Source organism: Streptomyces sp. NPDC058683 (assembly GCF_042716195.1).
Classification (GTDB): Bacteria; Actinomycetota; Actinomycetes; order Streptomycetales; family Streptomycetaceae; genus Streptomyces.
Genome location: NZ_JBHXSK010000063.1, coordinates 49987 through 64136, shown reverse-complemented (window position 1 = coordinate 64136; position 14150 = coordinate 49987). Strand labels below are relative to the sequence as shown.

11 protein-coding genes are annotated in these 14150 nt (G+C 70.0%); 8 read left to right on the top strand and 3 right to left on the bottom strand.

Annotated elements, in window-relative coordinates; all coding sequences use genetic code 11:
- Positions 1-35: 35 nt before the first annotated feature.
- The 3 genes from gltX to ACFWXC_RS45395 all read right to left on the bottom strand — a co-directional run bounded on the left by gltX (position 36) and on the right by ACFWXC_RS45395 (position 2619).
- Positions 36-1520 carry a glutamate--tRNA ligase gene (gltX, locus tag ACFWXC_RS45405; protein ID WP_384488800.1) on the bottom strand — a complete coding sequence of 495 codons (1485 nt, stop codon included), beginning with the start codon at positions 1518-1520 and terminating at the stop codon, positions 36-38.
- Positions 1513-2298 (bottom strand): fumarylacetoacetate hydrolase family protein, encoded by a 786-nt coding sequence (locus ACFWXC_RS45400; protein WP_384488798.1) that lies wholly within the window; start codon positions 2296-2298, stop codon positions 1513-1515. The genes gltX and ACFWXC_RS45400 overlap by 8 nt, the downstream gene beginning before the upstream one ends.
- Before the next feature lie 132 nt (positions 2299-2430).
- Positions 2431-2619, bottom strand: coding sequence for a hypothetical protein (locus tag ACFWXC_RS45395; protein ID WP_384488806.1), 189 nt, complete (start codon positions 2617-2619; stop codon positions 2431-2433).
- 573 nt (positions 2620-3192) lie between these two features.
- Here ACFWXC_RS45395 and ACFWXC_RS45390 point away from each other — a divergent pair.
- From ACFWXC_RS45390 to ACFWXC_RS45355, 8 genes are all read left to right on the top strand, one after another.
- On the top strand, positions 3193-7263 hold the full coding sequence (locus tag ACFWXC_RS45390; RefSeq protein WP_384488796.1) for a nitrate- and nitrite sensing domain-containing protein: 4071 nt from the start codon (positions 3193-3195) through the stop codon (positions 7261-7263).
- Between the two features lie 9 nt (positions 7264-7272).
- Positions 7273-7686: a roadblock/LC7 domain-containing protein gene (locus tag ACFWXC_RS45385; RefSeq protein WP_005479910.1), complete on the top strand. Its 414-nt coding sequence runs from the start codon at positions 7273-7275 to the stop codon at positions 7684-7686.
- A gap of 110 nt (positions 7687-7796) precedes the next feature.
- Complete coding sequence (locus ACFWXC_RS45380) at positions 7797-8195, top strand: DUF742 domain-containing protein (protein ID WP_019058642.1); 399 nt, start codon at positions 7797-7799, stop codon at positions 8193-8195.
- The gene (locus ACFWXC_RS45375; protein WP_046729249.1) at positions 8176-8751 is read left to right on the top strand and encodes an ATP/GTP-binding protein; all 576 of its coding nucleotides are present in this window, start codon (positions 8176-8178) and stop codon (positions 8749-8751) included. The genes ACFWXC_RS45380 and ACFWXC_RS45375 overlap by 20 nt, the downstream gene beginning before the upstream one ends.
- Before the next feature lie 381 nt (positions 8752-9132).
- A complete protein-coding gene (locus ACFWXC_RS45370) occupies positions 9133-12414 on the top strand; it encodes a nitrate- and nitrite sensing domain-containing protein (RefSeq protein ID WP_384488793.1) in 3282 nt (1093 codons plus the stop codon).
- A gap of 10 nt (positions 12415-12424) precedes the next feature.
- Positions 12425-12838 (top strand): roadblock/LC7 domain-containing protein, encoded by a 414-nt coding sequence (locus ACFWXC_RS45365; RefSeq protein WP_217455051.1) that lies wholly within the window; start codon positions 12425-12427, stop codon positions 12836-12838.
- Positions 12839-12934: 96 nt separating this feature from the next.
- Entirely contained in the window at positions 12935-13504 is a 570-nt protein-coding gene (locus ACFWXC_RS45360; protein ID WP_384488791.1) for a DUF742 domain-containing protein, read from the top strand.
- Positions 13485-14066, top strand: coding sequence for an ATP/GTP-binding protein (locus ACFWXC_RS45355; RefSeq protein ID WP_123973912.1), 582 nt, complete (start codon positions 13485-13487; stop codon positions 14064-14066). The genes ACFWXC_RS45360 and ACFWXC_RS45355 overlap by 20 nt, the downstream gene beginning before the upstream one ends.
- Positions 14067-14150 lie beyond the last annotated feature (84 nt).

The window sequence follows — 14150 nt, the reverse complement described above, 5'->3', positions numbered from 1 at the left end:
AGCTCCGGGCGCCGCCCCTCATGTACGCCTGCGTGTTACACGGTCAGCCTCGCGAGCGCCGCGTCGATCCTGGCCAGGGTCTTCTCCTTGCCCAGGATCTCCAGGGACTCGAAGAGCGGCAGGCCGACCGTGCGGCCGGTGACGGCCACCCGGACCGGGGCCTGGGCCTTGCCGAGCTTGAGGCCGTGGGCCTCGCCGGCGGCCAGGACGGCCTCCTTCAGGGACTCCGGAGAGGTCCAGTCGGCCGACTCCAGCTTCTCCCGGGCCGTGGCCAGCAGGGCGTCGCTGCCCTCCTTCATCGCCTTCGTCCACGACGCCTCGTCGGAGACCGGCTCGGGCAGGAACAGGAAGTCGACGTTGTCGGTGATCTCCGACAGGACCTTCAGGCGGGTCTGGGCGTGCGGGGCGATCGCGTGCCACTTGGACTCGTCGAAGTCCGCCGGGGCCCAGGGGGCGAAGGGGGCCTTCAGCCAGGGGGCGCAGCGCTCCGTGAAGTCCTTCACCTCCAGGAGGCGGATGTGGTCGGCGTTGATCGCCTCGCACTTCTTGAGGTCGAAGCGGGCCGGGTTGGGGTTCACGTCGGAGATCTCGAAGGCGGCGACCATCTCCTCGATCGAGAAGATGTCCTGGTCCGCCGAGAACGACCAGCCGAGCAGGGAGAGGTAGTTGAGCAGGCCCTCGGGGAGGAAGCCGCGCTCGCGGTAGAGGTTGAGCGAGGACTCCGGGTCGCGCTTGGAGAGCTTCTTGTTGCCCTCGCCCATGACGTAGGGAAGGTGACCGAAGGCCGGGATCTGCTGGGCGATGCCGAGCTCGGTCAGCGCCTTGTAGAGGCCGATCTGGCGCGGGGTGGAGGAGAGCAGGTCCTCGCCGCGCAGGACGTGGGTGATCTCCATCAGGGCGTCGTCGACCGGGTTGACCAGCGTGTACAGCGGGGCGCCGTTCGCGCGGACGATGCCGTAGTCCGGGACGTTCTCCGGGGTGAAGGTCAGCTCGCCGCGGACCAGGTCCGTGAAGGTGATCGTCTCGTCGGGCATCCGGAAGCGGACGATCGGGGTGCGGCCCTGGGCCTTGTACTCCTCGACCTGCTCGGCGCTGAGGTCGCGGCAGTGGCCGTCGTAGCCGGACGGCCGGCCGGCCGCGCGGGCGGCCTCGCGGCGGGTGTCCAGCTCCTCCTGGGAGCAGTAGCAGTGGTAGGCGTGGCCGGCGTCGAGCAGCTTCTGGGCGACGTCCTTGTACAGGTCCATGCGCTGCGACTGGCGGTACGGCGCGTGCGGGCCGCCGACCTCGGGGCCCTCGTCCCAGTCGAAGCCCAGCCAGCGCATCGCGTCGAGCAGCTGGTTGTACGACTCCTCGGAGTCGCGGGCCGCGTCGGTGTCCTCGATGCGGAAGACCAGCGTGCCCTGGTGGTGCCGGGCGAACGCCCAGTTGAACAGGGCGGTGCGGACCAGGCCCACATGGGGGTTACCGGTGGGCGAGGGACAGAAACGGACGCGGACGGGGGAGCCGGGTGCGCTAGCCACGCTTGACAACCTTGTTGGTGAGAGTGCCGATGCCTTCGATGGTGACGGCGACCTCGTCGCCGACGTTGAGGGGGCCTACCCCTGCCGGGGTGCCGGTGAGGATCACGTCGCCGGGGAGCAGCGTCATGGCCTCGGTGATGTGGACGATCAGGTCAGCGATGGGATGGATCATCTCGCTCGTCCGGCCGAGCTGGCGCTGTTCGCCGTTGACCGTGAGCTGGATCGTCAGGTCGGACGCGGTGGAGAGGTCCAGGCCGGTCTCCACCCAGGGGCCGAGCGGGCAGGAGGTGTCGAAGCCCTTGGCCCGGGCCCACTGCTTCTCGCGCTTCTGGACGTCGCGGGCGGTGACGTCGTTGGCGCAGGTGTAGCCGAGGATGACGTCCTGGACGCGCTCGCGCGGGACCTCGCGGCACATGCGGCCGATGACCACGGCCAGTTCGGCCTCGTGGTGGAGGTCCTGGGAGAACGAGGGGTACTGGATCTCGTCGCCGGAGCCGATCACCGAGGTGGACGGCTTGAAGAAGGCGAAGGGGGCGTCCGGGACCTCGTTGCCCAGCTCCCTCGCGTGCTCGGCGTAGTTGCGGCCGTAGGCGACGACCTTGTTGGGGAGCACCGGCGGGAGCAGCCGTACCTTGTTCAGCGGGACCTTCGTGCCGGAGAGCTCGAAGTCCGTGAACGGAATGCCCTTGATGATGTCGAGGACGAGTTCGTCCTGCTTGTCGCCCTCGACGGCGCCGAAGGCGACGTTCCCGTCGATGGAGAACCTGGCGATGCGCACGGGATCCTTGCGCCCCTCACTGAGCCGGCTGGAGTCTGACGCTCCAGGCTAACGCGGTAAGGGGTGGCCGCCGTGAAAACGACCCGGTGACCGGGTGAGTGAGTGAACGGCGGCCGTGACCCGTACTGACGGCTACTCGGCCACCGAGGTCGTGACCGGCATCTCCATGAGGATGGTGCGCCGCGGGTTGGCGGTCTGGGCGGGGAGGTCGAGGGAGTGCTCGGGGAGTTCGGGGGTCGCCAGTTCCTCGGCGTCCTTGAGGTGGGCGAGAGTGGTACGCCGGGGGTTGGCTATGTTGCGGAACATCATCGTCGTCTTCACGGTTGTCGTGGACCCCGTCATGTGTCGGTTGGCAGAGACTTCCCTCTTGTAAAGCGCCAGGCTAAACATCGAATTCCCGGCGGAAGCCGCCAAGTAGCTGTGATCCGCGTGTGAGTTTGCTCACGAAGTCGAGGGCGAAACGGTCATTCCGGGCCGACAAGTCACCGCAATGAAACGGACATTGGCGAACTGAAGATGTCATTCCGCTCCTGATCATGGCGACTGGGACACGCCTCCCGCGCCTGCGACTGGCAGGGATACGTCCGTTATGTACGCGATCAGCTTCGACATCTCGTAACGTGTCACTCACACGCTGTCACGGAGGTCACAGCTCGGCTCACGGCCCTTGTTGGAGATCCGGCACTGTGCTGGAATTCCACGGACCGCCGCGGGATCGAGCCGGCGCGCAGGGGGCGCAACGCAGCGCCAGGTGGCGGCGAGACAGGGGGATCCAGCGCCGGTCACACTCACGACCAACAGGGGGCGCGCATTCAGGGCGCTCCCCCCTATCAACGCCGACACCGTGTCTCTCCGTTCAGCGGAGGGGCGCCTGGTCCAGAGGTTGCGACGCTAGTGCAGGGACGTTTCAAGAGGGATGGCAGCGCTTCGGCGGAGCCGGAGGCGCACGGCGGGACCGACCGCGGTTCCTCGCCCCAGCACGCCCAGAACCAGGGCCCGGCCTCGGCCGGCGGTGGTGACGGCGGTGAGCGCTCCGGGCGCCCCGCCGTGTCGGCGTCTTCGGCGACTTCGGGCCCCCAACCGACCGCCACACCAGCACCCACGATCAAGCCCCCCAAGGGCCCGTCCAACCCCGGCCCGCGCATAGCCCTGCGCAACTGGCGCATCTCCACGCGCCTGGTATCGCTGCTCGCGCTCCCCGTGGTGGCGGCGACCTCGTTGGGCGCGGTGCGCATCAACCAGTCACTCGACAGCATCCAGCAGCTCGACAACATCAAGCTGCTGACGGAGATGACCAAGCAGGCGACCGAGCTGGCCGTCGCGCTCCAGGACGAGCGCGACGAGACGGCCGGTCCGCTGGCGCACGGTCAGTCGAGCACCAGCCTCGCGATCAAGAACCAGGAAGCGCAGACCGACCGCGCCCGCGACAACTTCCTCAACGCCTCCGAGGAAATCGACGCCGCGAGCAAGAACGGTCAGCTCCAGGGCGTCCGGGACAGCCTCGTCGGTCTGGCCGGCCAGCTGGACGACCTGGCGAAGATCCGCAAGGACGCCTATCAGCAGAAGGAGAACTCGACCCAGACGGTCGAGTCCTACCACCGGCTGATCACCCAGCTGATCGACCTCTCCCAGGACATGGCGCAGGCCTCCAGCAACCCGGAGATGATCCAGCGCACCCGCGCCCTGGCGGCGTTCTCCACCGCCAAGGAGTACGCGTCCGTGCAGCGCGCCGTCATCGCCGCGGCCCTGCCCGCCAACAACACGACCGCGGGTGACCTCTCCGAGAACGACCGCCTGTACGGCGAGTCCGCCCAGGAGAGCGAGACCTCCGAACTGACGATCTTCCGGAAGATCTACGCCGGCAACGCCGCGACACTGCTGGAGCCGATCGAGGGGAAGAACCCCACGATCGAGGCCGCCGACACGTACGCCAAGCGTGCGCTCGGCGCCGAGAACGGTCTCAACGAGCTGAGCAAGCGGTCGTACAAGGACTGGGTGGACGACAGCTCGACCAAGATCGACCAGATGGAGAAGATCGAGCACTCGCTGCTCGAGGACATGGAGCAGAAGGCCCGCGAGCTGCGGTCCTCCTCCGAGCAGGAAGCCATCCTCTCCGGTGCGCTGATCCTGCTCGTCCTCGGTGTGTCGCTGGTCGGCGCCTTCATCGTGGCCCGCTCCATGATCCGCTCGCTGCGCCGCCTCCAGGAGACCGCCACCAAGGTCGCCCAGGACCGGCTGCCCGAGCTGGTCAAGCAGCTCTCCGAGTCCGACCCGCAGGACGTCGACACGTCCGTGGAGTCGGTCGGTGTGCACTCCCGGGACGAGATCGGCCAGGTGGCCGCGGCCTTCGACGACGTGCACCGCGAGGCCGTCCGCCTCGCCGCCGAGCAGGCCCTCCTGCGGGGCAACGTCAACGCGATGTTCACCAACCTCTCGCGCCGCTCCCAGGGCCTCATCCAGCGTCAGCTCTCGCTCATCTCCGAACTGGAGTCCCGCGAGGCCGACCCGGACCAGCTCTCCTCCCTCTTCAAGCTCGACCACCTCGCGACGCGTATGCGCCGTAACGGTGAGAACCTCCTCGTCCTCGCCGGTGAAGAGCCCGGTCGCCGCTGGACCCGCCCGGTCCCGCTGGTCGACGTGCTCCGCGCCGCCGCGTCCGAGGTGGAGCAGTACGAGCGCATCGAACTGGCCGCCGTGCCGACCACCGAAGTGGCCGGCCGCGTGGTCAACGACCTCGTGCACCTGCTGGCCGAGCTGCTCGAGAACGCCACCTCGTTCTCCTCGCCGCAGACCAAGGTCAAGGTCACCGGTCACGCGCTGCCCGACGGCCGCGTCCTGATCGAGATCCACGACACCGGTATCGGCCTCTCCCCCGAGGACCTCGCGGCGATCAACGAGCGGCTCGCCTCGCCGCCCACCGTGGACGTCTCCGTCTCCCGCCGCATGGGCCTCTTCGTGGTCGGTCGTCTGTCGCAGCGGCACGGCATCCGCATCCAGCTGCGCCCGTCCGACTCCGGTGGTACGACCGCGCTGGTCATGCTGCCCGTCGACGTCGCCCAGGGCGGCAAGAAGCCCGCTCCCGGCAAGCCCGGCGCCCCGGCGTCCGGCGGTCCGGCCGCCGCACAGGCAGCGGCCGGTGCGGCCGCGGCCCGGCGCGGCGGCCAGGGCGGTGCCGGCGGTTCGCTCGGCGCGGGTGCCCCTGCCGCGGCCCTCGGCGGCGGTGCCGCCGGTTCACGCGGTGGCGCCCTCGGTGCCGGCGGCCCCTCCGGCGGCGGACTGCTCGGCGCCGGTGCGGCTCCGCGCGGCCAGGTCGGCGCGGGCCAGGGTCCCCGGGCCGCGCTGCCCGGCGCGGGCCCGAACGGCGGCCGTCCCGGTGCGCCGGGCGGCGCCCGTGGCCAGCAGGGTCCGGCGGCTCCCCCGCAGGGCCGGCCCAACGCCGGCGGCGGTGCCTTCGGCGACCAGGACGCGTTCGGTAACCGGCAGGACTCCTTCGGCGCTCAGGACGCCTTCGGCAACCGGGCTCCGGTCCCGCCGCAGCGCTCCGCCTCCCCCTCCGACCAGGGCCGACAGCCCCAGCTGCCGCCGCGCGGTGGCCCGCGGGCCGAGCTGCCCGGCGGCAACCCGCCGCAGGGCAGGCCCAGCTGGAGCGACGACAACGCCCAGCCGCCGGTCTCCCGTGCCTCGCTGGACACCCCGCGCGGCCACGACGAGCAGGACCCGGCCCACACCGCGCCGATGCCCCGCATCGACGGCCGGCAGGACCTGGGCGCCACCTCGCAGATGCCGGCGATCCCGCAGGGGCCGTCGTCCACCGGCGAGTTCCCGCGCCCGGACTTCAACCTGCCGAACGGCTCGCAGAACACCGGTTCCTTCCCTCGCCCCGGCGCGAACGGACCGCAGGACACGGGATCCTTCCCGCGGCCCAACGTGAACGGCTCGCAGAACACCGGCTCGTTCCCCCGCCCGGGCATGAACGGACCGCAGGACACGGGATCCTTCCCGCGGCCCAACGTGAACGGCCAGCAGGACACCGGCTCGTTCCCCCGTCCCGGCGCGAACGGGCCGCAGGACACGGGTTCCTTCCCCCGGCCCAACGTGAACGGCCAGCAGGACTCGGGGCAGTTCGTCCGCTCCGATGTCTTCGGCGGGTCGACCGGGCCGCAGGGCGGCTCCCCGAACACCGGGCAGTTCGCCGCACCGCAGGGCTACGACAACGGCTCCACCGGCCAGTTCGCCGCACCGTCCTACGACGGCAGCTCCACCGGCCAGCACTCCCTGCCCGGCCGCCAGAACGGCTACGCGGCCAACGGCCAGAACGGCAACGGCCAGTACGGCAACGGGCAGTACGCCAACGGCCAGAACGGCACGGGCCAGTTCGAGCGGCCGGGGACCAACGGCCGCGGCATGGACTTCGGCGCACCGCAGCGTCCGCCGGTCCCGCCCGCGCCGCCGGCCCGTCAGGAGCCCGAGGCGCTGCCGCCGGCCAGCGGTCCCGGTGACGGTCGTACCCCGCTGTACGACACGCTGGAGACCAACTGGTTCCACGGCGGCCAGCAGGAGCAGCAGCACCCGCAGAGCAACGGCCACGGAAACGGCTCGGCGCCGGTCCCGCCCGTTCCTGCCCAGCCGCCGGCCCCGGCCGCCGCGGCCCCCCAGCGTCCCGCCCAGGCAGCCTGGCGCACCTCCCCGAACGACGACCTCGTCCGGCAGGCGGAGCGTGTACGGCAGCCGGCGGCGGGCGGTGTCACCACCTCCGGTCTGCCGCGCCGGGTGCCCAGGGCGAACCTCGTCCCGGGTACGGCTCAGCAGCAACAGCACCACACCGGTCCGCAGGTCTCGCGAGCGCCTGATGACGTCCGCGGCCGGCTGACCAATCTCCGTCGGGGTATCGCGCAGGGACGGCAGGCCGGTACCGGCCCGCAGACCGGCAGCTTCCCGAGCCCCACTCACCAGCAGGAGCGTTAGTTGAGTCCGATGAGCCAGGCGGCACAGAACCTCAACTGGTTGATCACCAACTTCGTGGACAACACCCCCGGTGTGTCCCACACCGTCGTCGTATCCGCCGACGGTCTCCTTCTGGCGATGTCCGAAGGCTTCCCCCGTGACCGTGCCGACCAGTTGGCGGCCGTCGCGTCCGGACTCACCTCGCTGACGGCCGGGGCTTCCCGGATCTTCGAGGGGGGCGACGTCGCACAGACGGTCGTCGAGATGGAACGCGGCTTTCTTTTCCTGATGTCCGTCTCGGACGGGTCGTCCCTCGCGGTTCTGGCCCACCCCGAGTGCGACATCGGCCTCGTCGGCTACGAGATGGCGCTCCTGGTCGACCGCGCGGGCGCGGTGCTCACGCCCGACCTGCGTGCCGAACTGCAAGGCAGTCTGCTCCACTGACAGCCCGGATCCAACCCGCCTCACCAAATCACCGTCCGGCCGCCACAATCCCCCCACCGGCCACGTCCGACGGCACGACTGACCGACTTGCTGTCCCGCCCGGAGGAACGATGACCCCGCCCACCGCCTCTCATGATCCGTACGCGGAGCCGTACGGGGACGAGGGCGACCAGCCGCTGGTACGTCCTTACGCGATGACCGGCGGCCGGACACGGCCGCGCTATCAGCTCGCCATCGAGGCGCTGATCAGCACGACGGCCGACCCGGCAGCGCTCATGGGGCTGCTCCCGGAGCACCAGCGCATCTGCCACCTGTGCCGTGAGGTGAAGTCGGTGGCCGAGGTCTCGGCGCTGCTCGCCATGCCGCTCGGTGTGGCCCGGATCCTGGTGGCCGACCTCGCCGAGGCCGGCCTGGTCGCCATCCACCAGCCGGGCGGCGACGAGAACAACGGTGGCGCACCTGACGTGACGCTGCTCGAAAGGGTGCTCAGTGGACTTCGCAAGCTCTGACGGAGGTCGGGCCACCACCTCCGCGAAGATCGTGGTGGCGGGCGGCTTCGGCGTCGGCAAGACCACGTTCGTGGGAGCGGTCTCCGAGATCAACCCGCTGCGCACGGAGGCCGTGATGACGTCCGCCTCGGCGGGCATCGACGACCTGACCCACACCGGGGACAAGACCACCACCACGGTGGCGATGGACTTCGGACGTATCACCCTCGACCAGGACCTGATCCTGTACCTGTTCGGTACGCCGGGCCAGGACCGCTTCTGGTTCATGTGGGACGACCTGGTGCGAGGCGCGATCGGCGCCGTCGTCCTGGTGGACACCCGCCGGCTCGCCGACTGTTTTCCGGCGGTGGACTATTTCGAGAACAGCGGTCTGCCGTTCGTCATAGCGCTCAACGGCTTCGACGGGCACCAGCCCTACACGCCCGAGGAGGTGCGCGAGGCGCTGCAGATCGGCCCGGACGCGCCGATCATCACCACGGACGCCCGGCACCGCGCCGATGCCAAGAGCGCGCTGATCACGCTGGTGGAGCACGCTCTCATGGCGCGGCTGCGGTAGCAGCCAAGTCGTTCGTCGTATACGGCAGTTGTCGTACGGAAACCGGAGCCGACTGTGGCCTTTGACACGGTCGGCTCCGGTGTTCATAACGTTTCGGCAGAGGAATCCGGTGATATCGCCACGCGTCGCGGTCGCGCGGTACCGCTGCGCTCACAACAGCCCCGCCTTTTGGCGGGGCTCGCTCTTTATGACCGTTTTATCTGGGGCTTACAAGGCCGCACTCCACCGCTTTCCGCTGTTTGGAAGTGCGCAGGCCCCCGTGCTGGAATGCCTGAACTGCCCAATAGTCAAAGACGTACTGAGTAGTGGTCGATGACACACCGGGCTCTGAGAGACTGCGGCACGACGATAGGTGCCCGCCGCCGAGAGGTTGTTGGTCGAGTGAGGCGAAGCAAGAACGGTCCCGAGCCGTCGGCACGGGGCAACTTCACCCCGCCGCCGCGCGCTGCGGCGCCCACCCCTGTGCCAGCCGCGGAACCACCGGCCGCGCCCGCGAAGAGCGGCGGCCGTTTCTCCCCGCGCAACTGGCGAGTGCCGACCAGGCTGAACGCGATCCTGCTCATACCCGTGGTCGTCGGCCTGGTCATGGGCGGCTTCCAGGTGAAGAGCTCCATCGACACCTGGCAGGAGGCCCGGGACGCGGAGAACACCGCCCGCCTGGTCCGCGCCTCCCTCAGCTACGCCGACGCCCTGTACAACGAGCGTGACGTCACCGCGGCACCGCTGCTCCTGAACAAGGACAAGGCGACCGTCACCGACGCGCGCGCCGCGACCGACAAGGCCGCCGACGCCTTCGACGCCGCCGCGCAGAACATGCCGCAGAAGTCGGGCCTGGAGCGCCGCCTGAAGCTGTTCCGCGAGGCGGAGCCCGCCCTCACGAACCTGCGCGCCGCCGCGTACACCACCAGGCTCGGCGGTGTGAAGACGGAAGAGGGCTACACCCAGGTCGCCCACCCGCTGATGGAGTTCGCCAACGAGCTCGGTCTGGGTACCGGAAACATCACCTCCTACGGCCGTACGGTCTACGCCATCTCGCTCACCAAGGCGGCCCTGTCGCTGGAGCGGTCGATCGGCATGCACCTGCTGATCAAGCCCGGCCCGGACGCCGGCAACCTGGCCACCCAGCGGGTCGCCCTCTCGTCGTACGCCTACCTCGAGGGCATCGCCGTCGAGGAGTACCTCGGCGGTGGCACCGAGGCGGACGCGCAGAAGCTGACCGACCTCCAGGCGAAGATGAAGACCGAAGGCGCGGCGCTGGTCCAGCAGGCGAAGGCCAAGGACCCGAACTACGTGGCCCCGCCGTCCAAGGACAACGCGATGGTCTCGGCGCTGGCGACGCTGCAGGACACCGACCCGGGCACCCGCCAGACGCTGGCGGCCGGGGGCGTCACCGCCGACAACTGGTGGGCGGTCAACACGCTCAAGTACAACGCCTACCGCACGATCGAGTCGGACATGGCCGACAAGGCGGTGAGCGAGGCCTCCGGCATCGCCGACGACGCCAAGACCTCCGCGTTCATCACCGGTGCCGCGGTCGTGGTCGCCCTGCTCGCGGCGTTCATCCTGGCCGGCATGGTGGCCCGCCAGATGTCCCGCTCGATGCGCCAGCTGCGCAACGCCGCCTTCGGCATCGCCGAGCAGCGCCTGCCGATGCTGGTCGACCAGCTCTCCCGCACCGACCCCGGCCGGGTCGACACCCGGGTGGCGCCGATCCCGATCACCACGACCGACGAGATCGGCGAAGTCGCCCGCGCCTTCGACCAGGTCCACCGCGAGGCCGTCCGGCTCGCCGCCGAGCAGGCCCTGCTGCGGGGCAACATCAACGCGATCTTCACCAACCTGTCGCGCCGCAACCAGTCGCTGATCGAGGGCCAGCTGACCCTGATCACCGACCTGGAGAACAACGAGGCCGACCCGGACCAGCTGGAGAACCTCTTCCGTCTGGACCACCTCGCGACCCGTATGCGCCGCAACGGCGAGAACCTCCTGGTCCTCGCCGGCGAGGAGCCCGGCCGCCGCTGGGACCAGCCGGTCCCGCTGGTGGACGTGCTGCGCGCCGCCTCCTCCGAGGTGGAGCAGTACGAGCGCGTCGAGCTCTCCGGCGTCCCGGAGGCCGAGATCCACGGCCGCGCGGTCACCGACCTCGTGCACCTGCTGGCCGAGCTCCTGGAGAACGCCACCACGTTCTCCTCCCCGCAGACCAAGGTCCGCGTCACCGCGACCCGTCTCCCCGACGGCCGCATCATGATCGAGATCCACGACAAGGGCATCGGCCTCACCGCCGAGGACTTCGCGGACATCAACCACAAGCTGGCCAACCCGCCGACCGTGGACGCCGCGATCTCCCAGCGCATGGGCCTCTTCGTGGTCGGCCGGCTCTCCGACCGGCACGGCATCCGGGTCCAGCTGCGGCCCTCCGGCGAGCAGGCCGGCACCACCTCGCTGGTCATGCTGCCGGACGCCATCACCCACGGTGGTGGCGGCGAACAGCAGCTGGACCGCGACGAGTTCACCGTCTCGCAGATCATCCCGGAGCAGCAGTTCCACGCTGAGAACTTCAGCCAGCAGCCGCAGCTCCAGCCGATGCGCACGGCGGCCGAGCTGGGCTTCGACGACAGCCGCTACGTGGAGGTCCCCGACGACATCCGCGATCTGGACCCCGTCGGCCGCTCTCTGATGCGCGAGGAGCGCCGTGCGGCCCTGGAGGCCCAGGCGCAGCCCGGACAGGCCCCACAGCTCCCCCAGAGCCCGCAGGAGACCGCGGAGATCCCGGCCTACGCCGACGAGTTCGACCAGGGCCGGCAGGGCTACGACACCAGCGGTACGGGCTTCCAGGAGCAGCCCACGGGCTTCGACGCCGGGCAGCAGTACCAGGAGCGGTCGCAGAGCGCGTACGACGAGCAGTACTACGCGCCGAACGGCGGCCTGCCGCAGAACGACACGTTCTCGCCGGACGCCTTCGCCACCAACGGCGGCTACCCGGAGCCCACGTATCCGGAACCGGTCCAGGAGGAGCCCGCGGCCGCCCAGGCCGCCGCCCCCGAGCCGTTCCCGGCGTTCGGGGACCAGCAGCCCTACCAGGACGACTGGCCGCAGCAGGGGCAGCAGCAGGACAGCTACCAGAACGGTTACCCGGCCCAGTACGCTCCGGAAGCGGAGTCGGCGCAGGCCGGTGACGTGGACGAGCGGAACCGCGTAGGCTTCGACCGTCCGGGAGCGGCCCCCTCGGCCGGCCACCAGCTGACCAACGCGGGGCTGCCCCGCCGGGGATCCGGCGGTCCGGCCGGCCCGAACGGCGCGGGTCCCGCGCAGCAGGCTCCGGCCGCGGCTTCGGCTCCGGCGGCCTCGGCTCCGGAGTCCAACGGTGACAGCAGCTGGCGTTCGGCGAACGACGAGCGCTGGCAGCAGGCCTCGCAGCTGCGCAAGCCCAAGGCGGGCGGGGTCACCTCCTCCGGTCTGCCGAGGCGGGTACCCAAGGCCAACCTGGTCGAGGGAGCCGCCGAGAACACCCCTCAGGGCGGCCCACAGGTCTCCCGCGCCCCGGAGGACGTCCGGGGCAGGCTGAGCAACCTGCGCAGGGGCGTCCAGCGCGGACGCAACGCAGGCAGTGAAACGAACGGCCAGGGCTTCGGTCCTGACAGCACCTACAACCAGGAGCGTTAGTGTGAGCCCGATGAGCCAGGCGGCACAGAACCTGAACTGGTTGATCACCAACTTCGTGGACAACACCCCGGGGGTGTCCCACACGGTGGTGGTCTCCGCCGACGGACTCCTTCTGGCGATGTCCGACGGCTTCCCCCGCGACCGCGCCGACCAGCTCGCGGCCGTCGCCTCCGGACTGACGTCCCTGACGGCGGGCGCGTCCCGGATTTTCGAGGGCGGCAGCGTGAACCAGACGGTTGTGGAGATGGAGCGGGGGTTCCTGTTCATCATGTCCATTTCCGATGGGTCCTCCTTGGCCGTCCTGGCCCACCCCGAGGCCGATATCGGCCTGGTTGGGTACGAGATGGCCCTTTTGGTGGACCGAGCGGGCACGGTTCTTACCCCGGATCTGCGTGCGGAACTCCAGGGAAGCCTTCTCAACTAACAAGCAGACGGTGCGTTTTCGCGTCCCGGGGCCGTAAGGTTTCGGGACGCGGCTCCACAGTGATGGGTGCCCGGCACGGTCGGAGGAGGAGAGAAAGTGGCAACACCCCCAAACGGTTCGAATAACGGCAACTGGTCGTACGGTCCTGCGCAGGGCCAGGGCGACGGTTCCGCGAACCGGTACAACTTCCCCTCCGCGCCGAGCCACCGGCAGCCGTACGCACCGCAGGGCCCCGGCCCTTCGCCGTACGACCAGCCGCCGGCGCCGCGCATCCAGCCGGTGCAGCCGCAGCGCCGTCCCGAGCCGGCGCCGGCCTCGGGGTCGCACAACCCCTTGGTGCGTCCGTACGCCATGACCGGTGGCCGGACCCGCCCGCGGTACCAGCTCGCCATCGAGGCACTGGTGCACACCACCGCGCAGCCGCACCAGATGCAGGGCCAGCTGCCCGAGCATCAGCGGATCTGCAACCTCTGCCGGGAGATCAAGTCGGTGGCCGAAGTCTCGGCCCTCCTGTCGATCCCTCTCGGCGTGGCCAGGATCCTCGTCGCCGACTTGGCGGAGGCGGGCCTGGTCGCCATCCATCAGCCCGGCGGCGACGAGAACGCCGGTGGCCAGCCAGACGTGACACTGCTCGAAAGGGTGCTCAGTGGACTTCGCAAGCTCTAGCGGAGGGCCTTCCCGCTCCACCACGTCCGCGAAGATCGTGGTGGCGGGCGGCTTCGGCGTGGGCAAGACCACGTTCGTCGGTGCCGTCTCGGAGATCAACCCGCTGCGCACAGAGGCCGTGATGACGTCCGCGTCTGCCGGCATCGACGACCTCACCCACACCGGGGACAAGACGACCACCACGGTCGCCATGGACTTCGGCCGCATCACCCTGGACCAGGACCTGATCCTGTACCTCTTCGGTACGCCGGGTCAGGACCGCTTCTGGTTCATGTGGGACGACCTGGTGCGAGGTGCGATCGGCGCGATCGTCCTCGTGGACACCCGGCGCCTGGCCGACTGCTTCCCGGCGGTCGACTACTTCGAGAACTCGGGTCTCCCGTTCGTCGTCGCCCTCAACGGCTTCGACGGCAGCCAGCCGTACAACCCCGAAGAGGTCCGCGAGGCGCTCCAGATCGGCCCCGACACCCCGATCATCACGACGGACGCCCGCCACCGCGCGGACGCCAAGTCGGCCCTGATCACCCTGGTCGAACACGCACTCATGGCCCGCCTGCGCTAGCGGTCAGCCGCACGAGGGGCTCTTTCCCACCGGAAGGGGCCCCTTTGTCATACCCCGCTGGCACACTGGCCGGGACGGAGGGGG

Bases quoted from the DNA above. Each gene is read 5' to 3' on its own strand.
- ACFWXC_RS45380 (WP_019058642.1), top strand. From the start codon at position 7,797: ATGACCCCGCCCACCGCCTCTCATGATCCGTACGCGGAGCCGTACGGG.
- ACFWXC_RS45385 (WP_005479910.1), top strand. From the start codon at position 7,273: ATGAGCCAGGCGGCACAGAACCTCAACTGGTTGATCACCAACTTCGTG.
- ACFWXC_RS45365 (WP_217455051.1), top strand. From the start codon at position 12,425: ATGAGCCAGGCGGCACAGAACCTGAACTGGTTGATCACCAACTTCGTG.